The 14417-nt window shown below is 44.9% G+C and carries 20 protein-coding genes; 18 read left to right on the top strand and 2 right to left on the bottom strand.

The features are described from left to right. Position 1 precedes the first annotated feature (1 nt). The 13 genes from L1D15_RS09990 to L1D15_RS09930 all read left to right on the top strand — a co-directional run bounded on the left by L1D15_RS09990 (position 2) and on the right by L1D15_RS09930 (position 10090). Positions 2 to 349 carry a dTDP-glucose pyrophosphorylase gene (locus L1D15_RS09990; RefSeq protein WP_124940040.1) on the top strand — a complete coding sequence of 116 codons (348 nt, stop codon included), beginning with the start codon at positions 2 to 4 and terminating at the stop codon, positions 347 to 349. Further along, positions 346 to 1227, top strand: a complete 882-nt coding sequence (locus L1D15_RS09985; protein ID WP_239875489.1) for a baseplate J/gp47 family protein — start codon at positions 346 to 348, stop codon at positions 1225 to 1227. Before L1D15_RS09990 ends, L1D15_RS09985 begins: the two co-directional genes overlap by 4 nt. After that, positions 1214 to 1528: a phage tail protein I gene (locus tag L1D15_RS09980; RefSeq protein ID WP_239875488.1), complete on the top strand. Its 315-nt coding sequence runs from the start codon at positions 1214 to 1216 to the stop codon at positions 1526 to 1528. The genes L1D15_RS09985 and L1D15_RS09980 overlap by 14 nt, the downstream gene beginning before the upstream one ends. Beyond that, entirely contained in the window at positions 1441 to 1869 is a 429-nt protein-coding gene (locus L1D15_RS09975) for a phage tail protein I (protein WP_345779255.1), read from the top strand. The genes L1D15_RS09980 and L1D15_RS09975 overlap by 88 nt, the downstream gene beginning before the upstream one ends. Further along, positions 1866 to 3497, top strand: coding sequence for a phage tail protein (locus tag L1D15_RS09970; protein WP_239875487.1), 1632 nt, complete (start codon positions 1866 to 1868; stop codon positions 3495 to 3497). Before L1D15_RS09975 ends, L1D15_RS09970 begins: the two co-directional genes overlap by 4 nt. After that, the gene (locus L1D15_RS09965) at positions 3497 to 4114 is read left to right on the top strand and encodes a hypothetical protein (RefSeq protein WP_239875486.1); all 618 of its coding nucleotides are present in this window, start codon (positions 3497 to 3499) and stop codon (positions 4112 to 4114) included. The genes L1D15_RS09970 and L1D15_RS09965 overlap by 1 nt, the downstream gene beginning before the upstream one ends. Before the next feature lie 82 nt (positions 4115 to 4196). Next, on the top strand, positions 4197 to 5363 hold the full coding sequence (locus L1D15_RS09960; RefSeq protein WP_124940036.1) for a phage tail sheath C-terminal domain-containing protein: 1167 nt from the start codon (positions 4197 to 4199) through the stop codon (positions 5361 to 5363). A gap of 9 nt (positions 5364 to 5372) precedes the next feature. Continuing rightward, positions 5373 to 5885 carry a phage major tail tube protein gene (locus L1D15_RS09955; protein ID WP_124940035.1) on the top strand — a complete coding sequence of 171 codons (513 nt, stop codon included), beginning with the start codon at positions 5373 to 5375 and terminating at the stop codon, positions 5883 to 5885. A 9-nt stretch (positions 5886 to 5894) separates the two neighbouring features. Next, the gene (locus tag L1D15_RS09950) at positions 5895 to 6257 is read left to right on the top strand and encodes a phage tail assembly protein (RefSeq protein ID WP_239875485.1); all 363 of its coding nucleotides are present in this window, start codon (positions 5895 to 5897) and stop codon (positions 6255 to 6257) included. Between the two features lie 85 nt (positions 6258 to 6342). Then, positions 6343 to 8481, top strand: coding sequence for a hypothetical protein (locus tag L1D15_RS09945; RefSeq protein WP_239875484.1), 2139 nt, complete (start codon positions 6343 to 6345; stop codon positions 8479 to 8481). A 9-nt stretch (positions 8482 to 8490) separates the two neighbouring features. Continuing rightward, positions 8491 to 8883, top strand: coding sequence for a phage tail protein (locus L1D15_RS09940; protein ID WP_124940032.1), 393 nt, complete (start codon positions 8491 to 8493; stop codon positions 8881 to 8883). 2 nt (positions 8884 to 8885) lie between these two features. Continuing rightward, positions 8886 to 9092, top strand: a complete 207-nt coding sequence (locus L1D15_RS09935) for a tail protein X (RefSeq protein ID WP_124940031.1) — start codon at positions 8886 to 8888, stop codon at positions 9090 to 9092. Continuing rightward, positions 9083 to 10090, top strand: a complete 1008-nt coding sequence (locus L1D15_RS09930; RefSeq protein WP_239875483.1) for a contractile injection system protein, VgrG/Pvc8 family — start codon at positions 9083 to 9085, stop codon at positions 10088 to 10090. The genes L1D15_RS09935 and L1D15_RS09930 overlap by 10 nt, the downstream gene beginning before the upstream one ends. Positions 10091 to 10346: 256 nt before the next feature. Here the strand turns inward: L1D15_RS09930 and L1D15_RS09925 are convergent, their stop codons facing one another. Both L1D15_RS09925 and L1D15_RS09920 read right to left on the bottom strand, forming a co-directional pair. Then, positions 10347 to 10658, bottom strand: coding sequence for a helix-turn-helix domain-containing protein (locus L1D15_RS09925; RefSeq protein WP_239875482.1), 312 nt, complete (start codon positions 10656 to 10658; stop codon positions 10347 to 10349). Between the two features lie 250 nt (positions 10659 to 10908). Continuing rightward, positions 10909 to 11724, bottom strand: coding sequence for a transcriptional regulator (locus L1D15_RS09920; RefSeq protein ID WP_239875481.1), 816 nt, complete (start codon positions 11722 to 11724; stop codon positions 10909 to 10911). A gap of 203 nt (positions 11725 to 11927) precedes the next feature. Between L1D15_RS09920 and L1D15_RS09915 the strand changes: the two genes are divergently transcribed. The 5 genes from L1D15_RS09915 (at position 11928) to L1D15_RS09895 (ending at position 14410) form a co-directional block, all read left to right on the top strand. Beyond that, positions 11928 to 12116: a hypothetical protein gene (locus tag L1D15_RS09915; protein WP_239875480.1), complete on the top strand. Its 189-nt coding sequence runs from the start codon at positions 11928 to 11930 to the stop codon at positions 12114 to 12116. A 169-nt stretch (positions 12117 to 12285) separates the two neighbouring features. Beyond that, entirely contained in the window at positions 12286 to 12813 is a 528-nt protein-coding gene (locus tag L1D15_RS09910) for an antA/AntB antirepressor family protein (protein ID WP_239875479.1), read from the top strand. Between the two features lie 190 nt (positions 12814 to 13003). Then, positions 13004 to 13477: a phage regulatory CII family protein gene (locus L1D15_RS09905; protein WP_239875478.1), complete on the top strand. Its 474-nt coding sequence runs from the start codon at positions 13004 to 13006 to the stop codon at positions 13475 to 13477. Between the two features lie 28 nt (positions 13478 to 13505). Next, positions 13506 to 14207: a tyrosine-type recombinase/integrase gene (locus L1D15_RS09900; protein ID WP_239875477.1), complete on the top strand. Its 702-nt coding sequence runs from the start codon at positions 13506 to 13508 to the stop codon at positions 14205 to 14207. Beyond that, entirely contained in the window at positions 14195 to 14410 is a 216-nt protein-coding gene (locus L1D15_RS09895) for a hypothetical protein (RefSeq protein ID WP_239875476.1), read from the top strand. The genes L1D15_RS09900 and L1D15_RS09895 overlap by 13 nt, the downstream gene beginning before the upstream one ends. The last annotated feature ends 7 nt before the right edge of the window (positions 14411 to 14417 follow it).

Genomic DNA, 14417 nt, shown 5'->3' with positions numbered 1-14417 from the left:
CATGGCAACAGGCATACATGAGAAAACAGGCAAGATTATTGAGGGTGTTGAAGAACTGACGCAACGTATTCAACGCTGCTTCAAAACTCGTAGAGGATCTTTGCCGCTGGATAGACCATACGGCTCGAACCTACCAAGCCGGGTGGATAAAAAGGTAACACCTGAGCTAGAGATCGACATCTATGCCGATGTCGCGGACGCTTTGTCTCACCCTCCAAACGGATTCAATGACGAGTTAAAACTGGTGAAATCGTGGTTAGTACATGGAGAAAATCAAGTGACTTTATCGATGGAAGTTGAGCTGTTATTTGATGGCTCTGTGGTTGAAATCTCAGGGTTGAGTTTATGAGCCAAATAGAGATTTCGCAGCTACCACCTCCTGAAGTGGTTAAGTTGCTCGATGCGCGTTTTATTCGTGAGCGGATGTTAAAGCGTTATGCAGAGCTATCCCAAGTCTCTGTGCCGAAAGTAGGCGATCCTATCTACAATGCTTTTTCTTCCATGTCTGAAGAAGTCACCCGGGCTAGACAAGAATTTCAAGATATCTCACTAGAGAACATGGTTGCCTATGCGACCGGAACCAACCTGCAGCGTCTCGCAGATTGGCGACCAGTTGAAAAGTTTAAAAACGAAACGGAAGAAGAGTTTCGCCGTCGGGTTCAGATGGCACCTGAAGGTTTTTCTACGGCGGGGCCTGACGGTGCTTATATCTTTCATGCGCTTGCTGCAGATGAAGATGTTCTTGATGCTAAAGTTCACAGCCCTGATGGTTTTAAGGTCGAGTTGTACATCTTAAGCAGGACAGGCAATGGTGTCGCATCAGATGCGCTTCGCCAGAAAGTTTTCCAGTATGTCAGCACTAAAACTAAACGTCCGCTTAATGACGAGTTGTCGGTACTTTCAGCGGCCATAAAAGAATACAGCATTGAAGTGGAACTAGACCTACCTAACGGACCAGGTGAAAGTGAAACGTTGGCAGTAGCTACCAAGCGCTTGAGAAGCTTGGCGGATGAAACGCACCGATTAGCTCGCAATGTATCGTTGTCATTGATTGATGCCGCTGCTCATGTACAGAAAGACGACAGCGAGAATGCAGTGAGTTTTCAGCCAGTTGAAGATGTGGATATCGTATCTCCTTCAGCCAAGATCGTATGTGGGATATCAGAGGCGCCATATTGCACCGGAATAGTGGTTCGTCAAAAAGGGGTTCCCGTTGAGTCAGCCTGAGTTCGTTAGCAAATTACCACCTTCTGCATCTCCACTAGAACGGGTTATGGAACAGATTTTCTTTGAAGAAATCGCTCTCATTGAGCGGGATATCAAAGACTTTTTGGACCCATACAAATGTCGAGCGGACTTGCTGCCATATCTGGCTTGGGAGATGAGCGTTGATGATTGGGATGAAAGCTGGGACGAGAAAACGAAGCGTGATGTTATTGTATTGCAGCAGCGATCGAGATCCACATTTACAAAGGAACTCGATACGCACTGGATAAGAGTATTGAGTCGATTCGTCAAGATGGTCTAAGTGTCACAGAATGGTTTGAAGATAAAGTAAAACTTCGCCCCGGCTTTTTCCGAGTTAATTTACAGGCACGCAATTCAGATATCGATGAGAACACGGTTCCCCAGATATACAAAGCGGTCAACAACGCGAAGAATACACGCTCTCATCTTGAGAGCATTTCAATCACAAGCCAGGTCAATAATCCTGTAAAAAATAGCGTACTCAGCCGAATGGGTATGATAGTTCGCAGTGGCCCTTGGCAAACAGAGAATATTACGAGCTCAGTGAATAGCAACAATGTGTGCTTTATGCGACTTGGTATGATTATTCGCTCTGGAGCATTACCTTTGGAGATAACATGAGTATTCCAGAATCTGAACTCAGTTACGGTTCCATTCTGACCCTTACAGGTGAGAATGCCGAGATTAACGGTAAGCTGAATAATAAACCGATCAACTTCACTCATATCGCAATTGGTGATGCGAATGATGTTTATGTTCAGCCTTCGAGAACACAAACAACGCTTGTTAATGAGATAACTCGCATACCAGTCACTGGTATGGAGAAAATTACCCCGTCAGAGCCAGATGGTGTCCCTCAGCTAAAAGTGTGGGCCAAGATTCCAGACAATATTGTAGATATTGCCGTACGAGAATTTGCAGCGGTCGCTACTTTTGATGGCAATAGTTACCTTCATGCAGTAGGAAACACGGTTCGTATTCCGATTTTGTCAGGCAGCAACAATGGCGGTGAAGTCAACGACATCTTTATTGAGATGACATTTGCGGTTACATCGTTGGAGCCAATTGTGATGATTGATCCAGCGATCGTTACGGCTACTCGTAAGTTTGTTGAAGAAGAGGATGCCAAACACATAAATCATCCTCATCCTCATCCTCAATACTCTTTAAAATTAGACACTGATATCGATCTTTCTAAACTGAGAACAGATAACTTCGTTGGGTATCAGGTGAATGTTGGCGGTAGTGAAGATGAATGGATACCACTTGTCCTATCGCTCAGTGGAATCTGTGAGTTCTTCATTCAAAGCCCAACATCTAGCAGTATTGATCCTTTGAACTGGAATATGGTTAAAGGGCTGACAGTTAATGGTGGCTGGAGTGATATTCGTGATATTGCTGATGTGTTTAAAAGCCATTACGACGACAACGAAAATGCGTTTTCGGCGATTTACTTTGGTGGTACAGACTCCAGAAGTATTGTGATTTATGTACGAGGCGGGAATCAATATAACGTGTTATTAAGTCAAGGCTATGTGCCAGTCGCATACCCTGATGGTTTCACTCATAATTCATCAAAGTACCCAGTATTCGACCTAGATGGTTCTGTTATTCGTGGGGAGACTTCGAACATAGAGAAGTCTATCGACTTTGGTGTTAATGGTGATTGGACACGTAGCGAAAAAGGTCATTACTACAGAGGAGATAGGTCGTTCGTCACTCCCGTTCGTAGTAGAGCTCTTTACGAAGGTTTACACCGTGTTTTTAGTAATAACAACATCGCCGAAGCCTTATTGGCGATTTGTCCTGCAGGAGTTCCTTTGCCTTGGCCATCTTCCACACCACCAACTGGTTACTTACAGTGCCGAGGTCAAGCTTTTGATAAATCAGCTTACCCAGAACTAGCCAAAGCATATCCAAGTGGTGTGATAGATGATTTAAGAGCTGAGTTTATCCGTGGTTGGGATGGTGGTCGTGGTATTGACCCAGACCGTGAAATTCTTTCAAGTCAGGGTGATGCGATACGAAATATTCAAGGTCAGATGTCAACTAACATCAACCTTGGAGACGACTCAGCCAATACAGGTGCATTTTATATTAAAAATTCAGACACTGAGTTTGATGTGCAAAGACTTGGTACTGGCTCATACAATGGAGACAGGTGGTTTGATGCCTCCAGAGTTGTACCTGTTGCAGAGGAAAATCGACCAAGAAACAAAGCATATATGTATATTGTGAGGGCTGCATAATGGCGTTTGAATTTTCATCGGAAGACCGAAATATTACGGTTCATCATTTTGATGACAATCGTGTTTATGTTCGATCTGAAGAGTTGCTGATAGAAGCAAATACGGGTTTGCCCGCTTGTTCTACTACTGAAAAACCACCTGTTACGGATGACAGTCATGTTGTTGTTTATGATGCTGTTAATGAAGAGTGGTTAATAAAGCCAGATTTTAGAGGGCAAGAAGCGTATGCGATATCTGGTGTTATTTCTGAGAACTATACGGTTATTGATGTTGGAGAGTTACCACAAACACATACGTTGCTAAAACCGAACAAGTATGATGTTTGGAATGAAGCGTCAAAGTGTTGGGAATACAGTCAGGAAAAAGAGAGGCCAACAAAAGAAATGCAAGAAAGGCTTTGGCGAGATGGGGAGCTAACCAAGGTTCTTAGCCGAATTGACCAATACGAAAAGGACCAAAGTTACCCAGAGGAATATCGAACATCTCCGATAAAGTCTCACGATGATTTTTTATTGTTGCTGAATGACCGTAAAGAGTTAAGCGATTATCCGAACACTATGGAGTTCCCTTTTGGTGAGAGGCCTGTTTTATCTCAGACTATCCAACATATAAACTAGCCCCTGTTTTTCTTGCTCTAAACCCATAAACTGATTTAAACGATGCCGCTGAAGGTGAGTTCTATTAACAAAGGAACACACCATGTCATCACAATTTAAACATGGCATCTTTGGAAATACTGACAACAGTGGCGTTCGTCCAATGCAAATGGCGGACACATCCTTTGCTGTGGTTGTTGGTACTGCCCCTGATGCTGACCCAGCAACCTATCCATATAAAAAACCAGTATTGATTGCTGGCAATGTCCACAAACTTGCCAAGCTTGATATGGTCGGAGATGCCAAAGGGACATTATTCGATGCATTGACCGCGGTTTATGATCAAAAGCGCTGTGCTATCTGTGTTATTCGAGTGGAAGAAGGTGCCGATGAAGCGGCAACTATCGCAAATATCATTGGTGGCGTAGATCCAGTAACCGGTGAGAAGTCGGGTATTGAAGCCATTTTGGATGTTCAGGCGGTGACAGGGAAACGCCCTCGTTTACTTTCTGTGCCTGGTTATTTAAGCAATCAATCGGTACTGACCAAACTGCTACCGATTGCTACGCGATTGCGTTGTAAGGTATTTGGAGAGTGCCCGGGTACTACTTACGAAGAAGCTGTTGCCTATCGCCAGCTATGGGGTGATAAGCGATTAGAACTTTTCTGGCCACGCATGAAAAATGCGCATGGTCGTCTTGTTCCTATGAGTGCCTTCATGCTCGGTTTGGAGATTCAGAAAGACCAAGATCCAAATGATGGGTACAGCGCTTCAATCTCTAACCGAAAAGTTAACGGCACGTTAGGAACTGAAATTCCTATCGATTATGTAGATGGGGATACCAACTGCATGGCGCACCTGCTGAACGAGAACCAGATTACTACGGTTATCCTTGATGATGGTTATCGCAGTTGGGGCAACTTAAGCTGCAGCGATGATCCTAAATGGCAATTCAACTCGCATGTCCGCGTCAATGACATGATTCTGGACATGATCACCTCAAGCCTGAAATGGGCGCGTGACCGTAAGATTCTCGCCACATTTGTTGAAGATGTTACGGATTCAATCCAGAACGGCTTAAATGCCGAAGTTCGTGCAGGTCACCTATATGGCGGTGGCGCTTGGGCTGACCCGGATTTGAACCCACCGGAATCAATCATTGCGGGTAACTTTTATGTCGATTACGACTTTACCCCTCCTGGTATCGCACAAAACATTACTGTGACGAGCCACTTCGTTAATGATTACGCTGACGTAATCTTTGAGTAAGGAACAATCATGGAACGTAGACCTCCAAAAGTTCTCGCGGATTACGTCTGGTACCAAGATGGCCGCGGAATGTTGGGCTTGGTGCCCAAAGTAAAATTACCTCCACTGAATCAAGTGGTCGAAGAGTATATTGCCGGCGGTATGGTTGGCGCGATTAAACTCGATATGGGTGTTGTTGAGACTGAAGATCTTGAAGTGACCATTGCAGAGCCAAACGCTGAGACCATTAAACTGTTCGGCCTAACAAACGGACAGGAGAAACAGTTTGTCTTTCGTTCTGCTCTTCAAAGCTCAATGGGTGTTGAGAAATTTGTCGTTAAAGTGACTGGCCGAGTTATTGGTCTTGATATGGGTGAGCTCGAGCGTAAAAAAGTCGCAGAGATGCCATGTAAGATCACTTGGACGACATACAGCATCGAGCAAGGTGGATCAGAACTGGTTTACATCGACTTGCTATCAGGCATAAACCGCGTGGGTGGTGTGAACTTGCGTGAAGGCATCAACTCAGCGCTAGGCATTTAAGGAAGAAACATGTATCAACCAATTAAAATTTCATTGCAGGTACCTAAAGAGCTTGATGGTTCACCACAAGCGAATTTAACAATGCGACCTCCTGAGACGAATGATGTCATCCTGGCTCAGAAGCAAAGTCGAATTATTGCCGAAGGTAACTTGGTAGACGACAACGCTGAACATGAAGCGCACCTGTTTGCCAATCTGACTAACACCACTCGTGAGTTTATAGGCAGTTTAGCTCAATATGATTACCTTCAATTGCAAAAAGCGTATGACTGTTTTTTGTTGCCGATCCCGCAGTTTGCCGCCAGGTCTGCCTTGCTATTTCCAAGTTCTGTGGAGGCATCTCCCTCGAAGAGCTCAGACGACTCAGCATAGCGGAGCTGTTCGAATGGCTAGAGGAGTGTCAAAACCTCAGCCAATTGAACGAAGAAAGTGATAATTCATAAGACAGAGAACCGATATGGCTAATAACAAGGCATCTGTCGGGATTGGTGTAGAAGCTCGGGTTGACAGGTCTGTCTCTCGAGCTTTTGACGATCTAGAGCGGCAGAATCAGCGACTGGGTAAAAGTTCTCAGCGTTTAAAAAACGAAACAAGTCGATTAGGTAGAGAGAACCAGCGAGCTGGCCGCTCGACCAGTCGTATGGGTCAACGCTTGGCTAATGTTCGTAAGAACGTTCGTAAGTACACCCAAGATATGGGCGCTGCTATTAAGAAAACCGATCTAATGCGTCGTAGTGTCGATAAGGTTGGCGAAGGTATTGATAGTCTGGGTAATCAATGGACTGCGTTAGCAACAGGTGCTGCAGGGGCTGGCTCCGCTGTTGCTGTTATGGGGTTAGAAGAACGCTATGAACGTCTGGGAATACAGGCAGGAAAAACCAAAGGTGAGATGGCTACTCTGCGCAAAGAGATGTTCGCTACTTCCCAGCAATCAGATATTCGTGTTGATCAGGGTGAAATGCTCTCAGCCGTTGAAAAGATTGTTGAGAAAACCGGTGATCTTAAGTTTGCTCAAGAGAACATGGCCAACATTGGTCGAGTAATTCAAGCAACAGGTGCGGCAGGGATGGATGTCGGGGCCATGTTTGCTGATATGTCCGAGAAGTTTGGATTGAAGAACTCGGAAGAAGTATTAGCAGCAGTTGACTCTCTAGTCGTACAAGGTGACAAAGGTGCTTTCACTCTGAATAACCTAGCGGCAGAAGGTGCAGCCGTGTCTGCGGCTTATGCGGCTATGGGAAGAACAGGAAAAGAAGCTGTTCGAGAAATGGGTGCAATGCTCCAAATGTCAATGATGGGTTCTGGTTCTGCAGCTGAAGCAGCGAGTGCGATGGAATCTGTTTTAGCAGACATTACTTCCAACTATGAAAAGATAGAAGCTTTAGGTGTTCAGGTCTTTGATGAAGAAGCTCTAGCAAGGGGAGAGAAGAAGTTTAGAGCAATCCCAGTTCTACTTAAAGATATAATGGCAGCGACCAATTCTGACATCACTCAATACAGTCAACTGTTTGGTGATGAGGCCATTAGAATGATCAACAAGCTAGCCAGTGAAACTGATAGAGCTAAATTTGATGAACTGCTAAATGTTGACGGGAATGGAACGGCAGTACTCGAAAAATCAGCTCGAATGGCTCAAACCGCGAACGCAGCCATGATGACATTGAAAACCGCATGGATGAGTTTCGCTGATGAAAAACTGGCAGAGCCTATCGCAGACCTTGCCGATGCAATCAACAGCATCGAGCCAGAAAACCTCAATAAGGCATTAACCGGTGCTACTGCATTAGCCGGTACATTGGGTGCAGTTTGGGCTGGCCGAAAAGCTTACACCATGGGTAAAGGGGTTATGGACTTCGTTCGAGGCCCCAAAAGCAGTGGTGGAGGTGCAGGTTTACCCGGGTTGCCTTCTGGCGATGTGTCTAAGGTTTACGTGACAAATATGCCAGCCGATGGATTCGGTGGTGATGTAGGGGCCAGGAGAAAGCGTAGACGTGGAAAAGCTCGCCCTCGTTCCATGCCTGGGCGGGCTTTGTCGTCTGCTAGCAAGTTGGGTGGATTGACTCGTCGATTACCATATGTCGGTGCGGCTCTTGGTGCTTTGAGTCTTGGTTCAACAATGATGGATGATTCGTTATCAGGTAAAGAAAAATCGACGCAAATTGGCGGTACAGTTGGCAACATGGGGGGCGCAATGGCTGGCGCAGCGGCAGGAGCGGCGATAGGTTCTGTTGTGCCTGTTATTGGTACCGCGATAGGTGGTTTAGCCGGTGCGTTACTTGGTGGAATGGGCGGTGAAGCATTGGGTGGTTGGGTAGGTGGTTTCTTTGGTTCAGAGACTCCTAAACCTGGTGATAGTGTTAAGAAATCCAGTCAGCAAACCGCAGTTCAGCATACTCAAATTGCCAGTACAGCTAAACAAGTCAGCCAGTCGACCAATCAGGTGGCGCCGCCTCAGGTCAACTTTAATCCTGTTTTCCATGTTCAAGGCAATGCCAGTGATGAGCAACTGAATAAGCTCGAAAAAATGGTGCTTCGTGTTGCGAAACAGATGGAAAAAATGAAGCCAGGTGGGCGCAACGTTAGCTTTGCAGATTAAGGAAATAGAATGGCAGATGTAATGATGGCGTTAGGGGACTATCGGTTCAGTATCGATACCGCTGCGCTACAAAGCATTCGAGAGGTTCACGCTTGGCGATGGTCGGATCATAATCTTACCGGGCGTAAGCCACGTTCGCAGTTTATTGGTGGAGAGTTATCGACCCTTCGTTTTCAAGGCACTATCTATCCGCATTTTCGTGGAGGGCTAGGGCAGACCGACAAAATGAAAGCAGAAGGTGATAAAGGGAAGCCGCTGCGTCTGATTGATGGTCTTGGCCATGACCTCGCTTTATGGACTATTCGCTCTTTGGAAGTCGATAAAACCAATCTGTTTACCAAAGGCGTAGCGCGTAAAATTGAGTTCACCATAGAGATTAAAGAGTATCCAGACGAGGTGTAGCCATGACGACTTACATATCAAAAGATGGTGATCAGATTGATGATATTGCCTACCGATACTACAACGGTTTACCCGGTGCCTATGAAGCGGTACTCAAAGCTAATCGGGGGCTTTCTGCTTTGCCACACCCACTTAAAGCAGGGGTAAAAATACACCTGCCAGAACTTGAAACGCCTGCAGATGAAGAAGAGATAAGTCTATGGGATTAGCGCCATTTAAGACCGTGGTAAACGGCAAAGACATTACGCCAATCATCAGGGAATTCTTTGTGAGTCTGACGATCAATGATGAAGCAGGGCTTGAAAGTGACAACTTTGAGTTAGTCTTAGCTGATGATGGTAAGGTCGCGTTTCCTAAAGCTGATGCGAACATGCAAATCTATACGGGTAAAGATATAGAGCACTTAGTGTTTAGAGGCAGTTTTACGGTGAATTCAGTAAAACTCAGGAATCCAGATAAACAAATAGTGATCTCTGGTGATGCGGCAAACCTAGGGGGAAGCTTTAAAACACAGCGGGATTTTACCTGGCAAAGTACCAATCTAAAAACCTTGGTTGAGACCATCGCTAGCCGAAACGGTTTTACCCCTGCAGTGAGCGGCAAGTATGCAAATATTACTATTGGTCACTATGTACAAGCAGGGCAAAGTGATGCTGACTTAGTTACGGAGCTGGCGAAAGAACATGGTGCAACCATGAAAATCGCAGATAAAAAATTGGTGTTCTTTGAGCGAGGCGATAACCAAAGCGTTAGCGGGAAAACCTTGCCTCCTGTCCCCGTCCATATCACCGATGAAACAGAAGCAGAGATAGAGTTAAAAGGCTCTGGCAACGTCAAAGCGGTAGAGGCGTTCTGGCAAACCGTGGAGCAAGGGCAAAAGCAGATGGTCAGAGTCGGAGAAGAAGCGGGTAAGGTTAAGAAACTGAGTAAAATATTCCCTAACGAAGAGGCTGCTCGAGCAGCTGCTGAAGCGGTTCTTTATCAAGAGCAACGCAGCGACTATGTGTTGACCTTAGATGACTTCCCATTCATCCCCGGGGTTCAAGCTGAGCGCAATATTTTAGTCTCTGGCCATGCGCGAAAGGAGTTTAATACCGAATGGATGTGCAGCAAAGTGTCTGAAGTGTTGGGAACGGATGGGCATACACTAAGTGGCGAGTTTGTTATTCCCAAACAGAATGTTGCCGATATGCCGAGATTGAGCTGAGTTTCGAAGGGTGTAACTATTAGTGACGCCCTTTTACTTTCAGACAGAAATGTTTAAAAGTCTTGGTTTGGATTTATTGCCAAAATTGGCAAAAAATGAAGCCAAGGGTGCCCACTAATACAGGACACCCTTTAGTGAAGTGCCGAGGTTAGAGTGAACTTTTGAGCAAAAATGACCGAAAGTATCAATCCGAACTTTTCTTCAGCTTTGAAGAAAAGTCATATCTGGTAAAGGGAGTCGGTAATAACGACTCCCTTTAGTTCATCACCCTCATAACGGCTAAAACCGCTTCCTTCTGTTCATCTGTTAGCTCTGAAAACAGGGTTAGCAGTTCCTTCTCTTTATCACTGGGTAAAATTGGCCTCATGGGTGGTTGCCCAGTCAGGTACCAGGCTACAGTAATTCCCAAAAAATCACACAAGCGTTCAACCTCGCGCAGAGTGCGTGGTTGACGAGCAGTTGTTTCCCAAGACTTAATCGTATGTGGCGATTTGTGCATGAGTTTCGCCAGCTGGTTACGTGAAAGTCCTGCTGCTTTCCTTGCCTGTCTTAATCTTTGGTTTTTCATTTGCCGAGCATAATACAGAGAAATAATCCCTATGCTATGAAGGTATACATTCTGTCTCTGATATTTAGGTCAATGGATACAGATTCGCTATGTGATGGGTGGCACAGCAACTTACGTTGCAAAAAACGATAAGCTGTATCTAAAACAAGAAAAATAAATTCGGAATGAATATGGCTAGGAAAATCAATAATAAAACGCCAGAGCAACAGGTGTTGGCTCTGGCGTTCTTCAAACTTGAGTTTGATAAAACTCAGTCAATCAGCACATCAAATGCAGCTTCAACCGCGGCTGAAAAAGCTTGCTCGGGTATTGGGGCCGGTAAATCAACGCGGCTTAACTGTTTGTATACCGCAGCGATAATACGTGCCCTTTGTTCCGTAGTGAGATCAGCTTGCAGCTCGGCTTCTTTTTCACTAACCAAGTTTATAATGGTTCGCATGATAGACACATCAACCGATGCGTTACTTGAACTTGCCCCTGTAAACTCAATGTCACTGATATGTGATCCTACTTTGTGCGGATTCAACAAAGGCTCTAAACCACCAAGCAGCTCATATGTACCAATTTTACCCGCTATCAAATCTTTACGTTCGTTGTCCGTCATTAAAGGAACAAATACCGCACCGCCATCTGAATTATGGTCGTTAAGCACGTTTGCCAATACATCATCACCCGGGCCAACCAATACATGGATCATGTTGTAATCAACAAATTTACCTTTGAATTCATAGGCGCCCGGCTGAGTGAGAACGAGGCAAGCAGTGTCTACATGCGAGCAAACGTAAACAACCCATGGTTCATCATGGAGCATGGCGCAAACGTAATCAGACAGTGCATCAGCGGTTTGGAAGTATTCAACGATAAAAGGTGAGCCTTCACCAGTGAGTAGCCAGTTCAGATTTACGTTTTCTGCACGATGGATCACGTTGAGTATTTCTGAACCGGGAATCCTACCTCCGAAAATAGAAGAAATTGCACCTCCGGTTAAGCCAAGTGACTTCCCCCAAGGAGTTTGTTTTCGACCATTAAGTACGAGGTTTAGACGTGATACAAAGCTGGAAGACATAAAATTAGTTTTTTCCTGTTGTAATAAACCAAAAAGTGATCAATAATCTTCGTATTCTGAATACAAAAACATAATTTTAGGGCAAAGTGTGCGATATCCGCACGTATGTATTAGCTTATCACGATACTGTACGCCCTAAATAGTGATTTTTAAGTATAGATTTTCGGGTTAAATAGAACGACGTAGAAAGGAGCAAGTTAGCTATGAGCAAAGGCAAAACCTATTACGGTGTGATAAGCACAAGAGACCCAGACTTGAAGGTGCGCTTGGAACGCTTAGCTAAATTAGATGAACGTAATGTCGCGCAACTAGCACGACTGATGATTCGCCGTTGTGTAGAAGAAAAAGAGGAGGAACTAGGTTTACCGCCAATTGATGAGCAGGCGGCTTAGGAATAGCTAGCTGTTCCTAAATAGTCAAAATTACGTACCTCACACCTGTCGAAGTGTAGTTCTACTGCTTATTTAGGAGGGCCTAGGCCCCTCAAAAATATCGATTGGTACGGGGTTAACTACTATTTAGGGCTGAACAATCAGCCGAAATTAAATCAGGAATTGCAAAATGAACACTAAAAAATCACCAATTCAAATTGAAGTTTTTGAATCAACGATTGATGGAGTTGTTAAACGATGTGTCGATGCGCGCAATCTACACTCTAATTTGGGTAATGCTACCGCTTTTACGCTTTGGATGACTCGCAAAATAGAAGATATTGGCTTTGTGGAAAAGAAGGATTTTTTTTCAAATTTGAAAAAAAATGATGAGAAAGGTCGACCATCTACGGAGTACACAATTACAGTCGAGATGGCTAAACACCTTTGCATGTTAGAGAAGTCTGACATTGGGTATCAGATGCGAGAATACTTTATTGCTTGTGAACAAAAGCTTATTGAAGTGAATGAATTATCGGTCAATCAATTTTCCACGCTTTACAAAGATCTCCAAAGAGCGATGAAAGAACTAAAAACGACTGGTGATAAATTTGAAGTTGAGATTCAGAAAGAAGTGATTGAACGTCTCTGCTTAAAGATGAAGCTCCCTCAACCACCATTATCTTGGCTAGGTCAAAAGAAAAATGATGATGAATAGAAAGGAAAAACCGCTTACTAACGGCAATCAGTAAGCGGCCAAGAAGTCTGCGCAACCGCAATCTACCTGTAGGGACTTAGAGCGAGGCGGCAACCTCTATGCTCACGGCTCCAACACCATTTCATCCTTACGGTAGATTGTAGCGCAGGCTTCTAAGAATTGGAAACGTATCAATTTTTTAGGAGGTCACATGACCGATCTATCTATTGCTGCACCACGTTACCCGCAAGTGGTGCACGCTTTACATCAAATGCTAAAGGCATTTGGTGACATATCTAAAGTTGAACAACACCTAAACAAAAGACCAGGTGTCTTGTTTAACGAAATCAACCCTAATCAAACTAGCCACAAACTTGGCTTATTTGACACCCTTCAAACTATGCAGCTTACCGGAGACGTTGGCCCGTTGCGAGCCATGGCCAGCGAGCTGAATTACTCCGTTTATTTCCTTGGTGATTACCGCTCTGTTTCTGACGTTGAGCTACTTAACTGCTACAGCACTTTACACGCTGAAATTGGTGACATGAACCGTGCTATTTCAGATGCGTTAGAAGATGGTGACATAGAGCAGCATGAGTTCGAACGCATAGAACGCGAGTTGCAAGAAGTGTTTGCTGCAGCTCTTGAGTTGCTAGAGCGCTTGCGCTCACTAGTCAAAGCTTAATCACAGGCGAAGCCAAAGGAGGTAGGCCATGACCCCAGTATTCCACAACAATGAAGTCTCTGATTCAGGCGTGTTTCTTCATTACTTTTCTGAGCAGGAAGAGAAAAGACTATTCAAAACCGTCAAGCAGACATATGGCATCTATGCCAAGCGCGACTATTACTGGATGTTGCTAATGCGCGAAACTGCGGTGCGTTTAGGCGTTCTTGCAGGGCCAGATGCGAAAAAGGCAAAAGAGAAGAATTTGCCAATGATAGGTTTAACCGTTGGTGATGCTGAAGCCAGTTTAGCTGAAGGGTACTTAGTGTATGAAACCGCCAATGCTAAGAACCAAAAGAAGCATCCAATTGCGCTGAACAAGTCAGCAATAGCGGCACTTAAAGAACTTCTGAAGATCCACAAAGATATGAGTAAGGGCATTGAGTGGGATACCTCTCGATTAGAGCGTCCTCTTTTTCTTAGCCGTAATCGCCAGGCGATGAGTCGCCGTAGTTTTCAAGCTCGTTTCTCTCAATGGTGTCGTTTGGCTGAGGTGCCTGAGGGAACGCCACACTGGTTGCGCCATTGTTGGGCTATCCGGTTTCTTGAGCGCACAACGGATCCCAATGCATTGCGTCGAGTTCAGGCGGTGCTTGGTCATTCTAGCCCTTCAACGACAGCGGTTTATACCAAGCCTAATCGCGAGTCTCTAGAGCAAGCAATGCAGGAGGCAAGTACATGTTTTCGATAGGCCAACAGAATTTAAAGCATATCTCTGTCGATGAAGTGGTTCGTGGCAACGTGATCAGTATCGACGGTAGCCCAAGAACTGCAGCGATTGTCGAGTCGTGTGAGGAGCAAGGGCCAAATGTTGTTGTGAAACTGATTGGAGAGTCTCCCGTGTTAGTTAGTAAAGATCGTCGTGTTTCGGTGTTTTCTCATTCATCTCAATAAGGAAGTT

The organism is Vibrio sp. Isolate25 (assembly GCF_022398025.1).
GTDB lineage: Bacteria > Pseudomonadota > Gammaproteobacteria > Enterobacterales > Vibrionaceae > Vibrio > Vibrio coralliilyticus_A.
The sequence above is the reverse complement of the archived record's forward strand: the minus strand, read 5'-3'. Positions and strand labels throughout refer to the sequence as shown.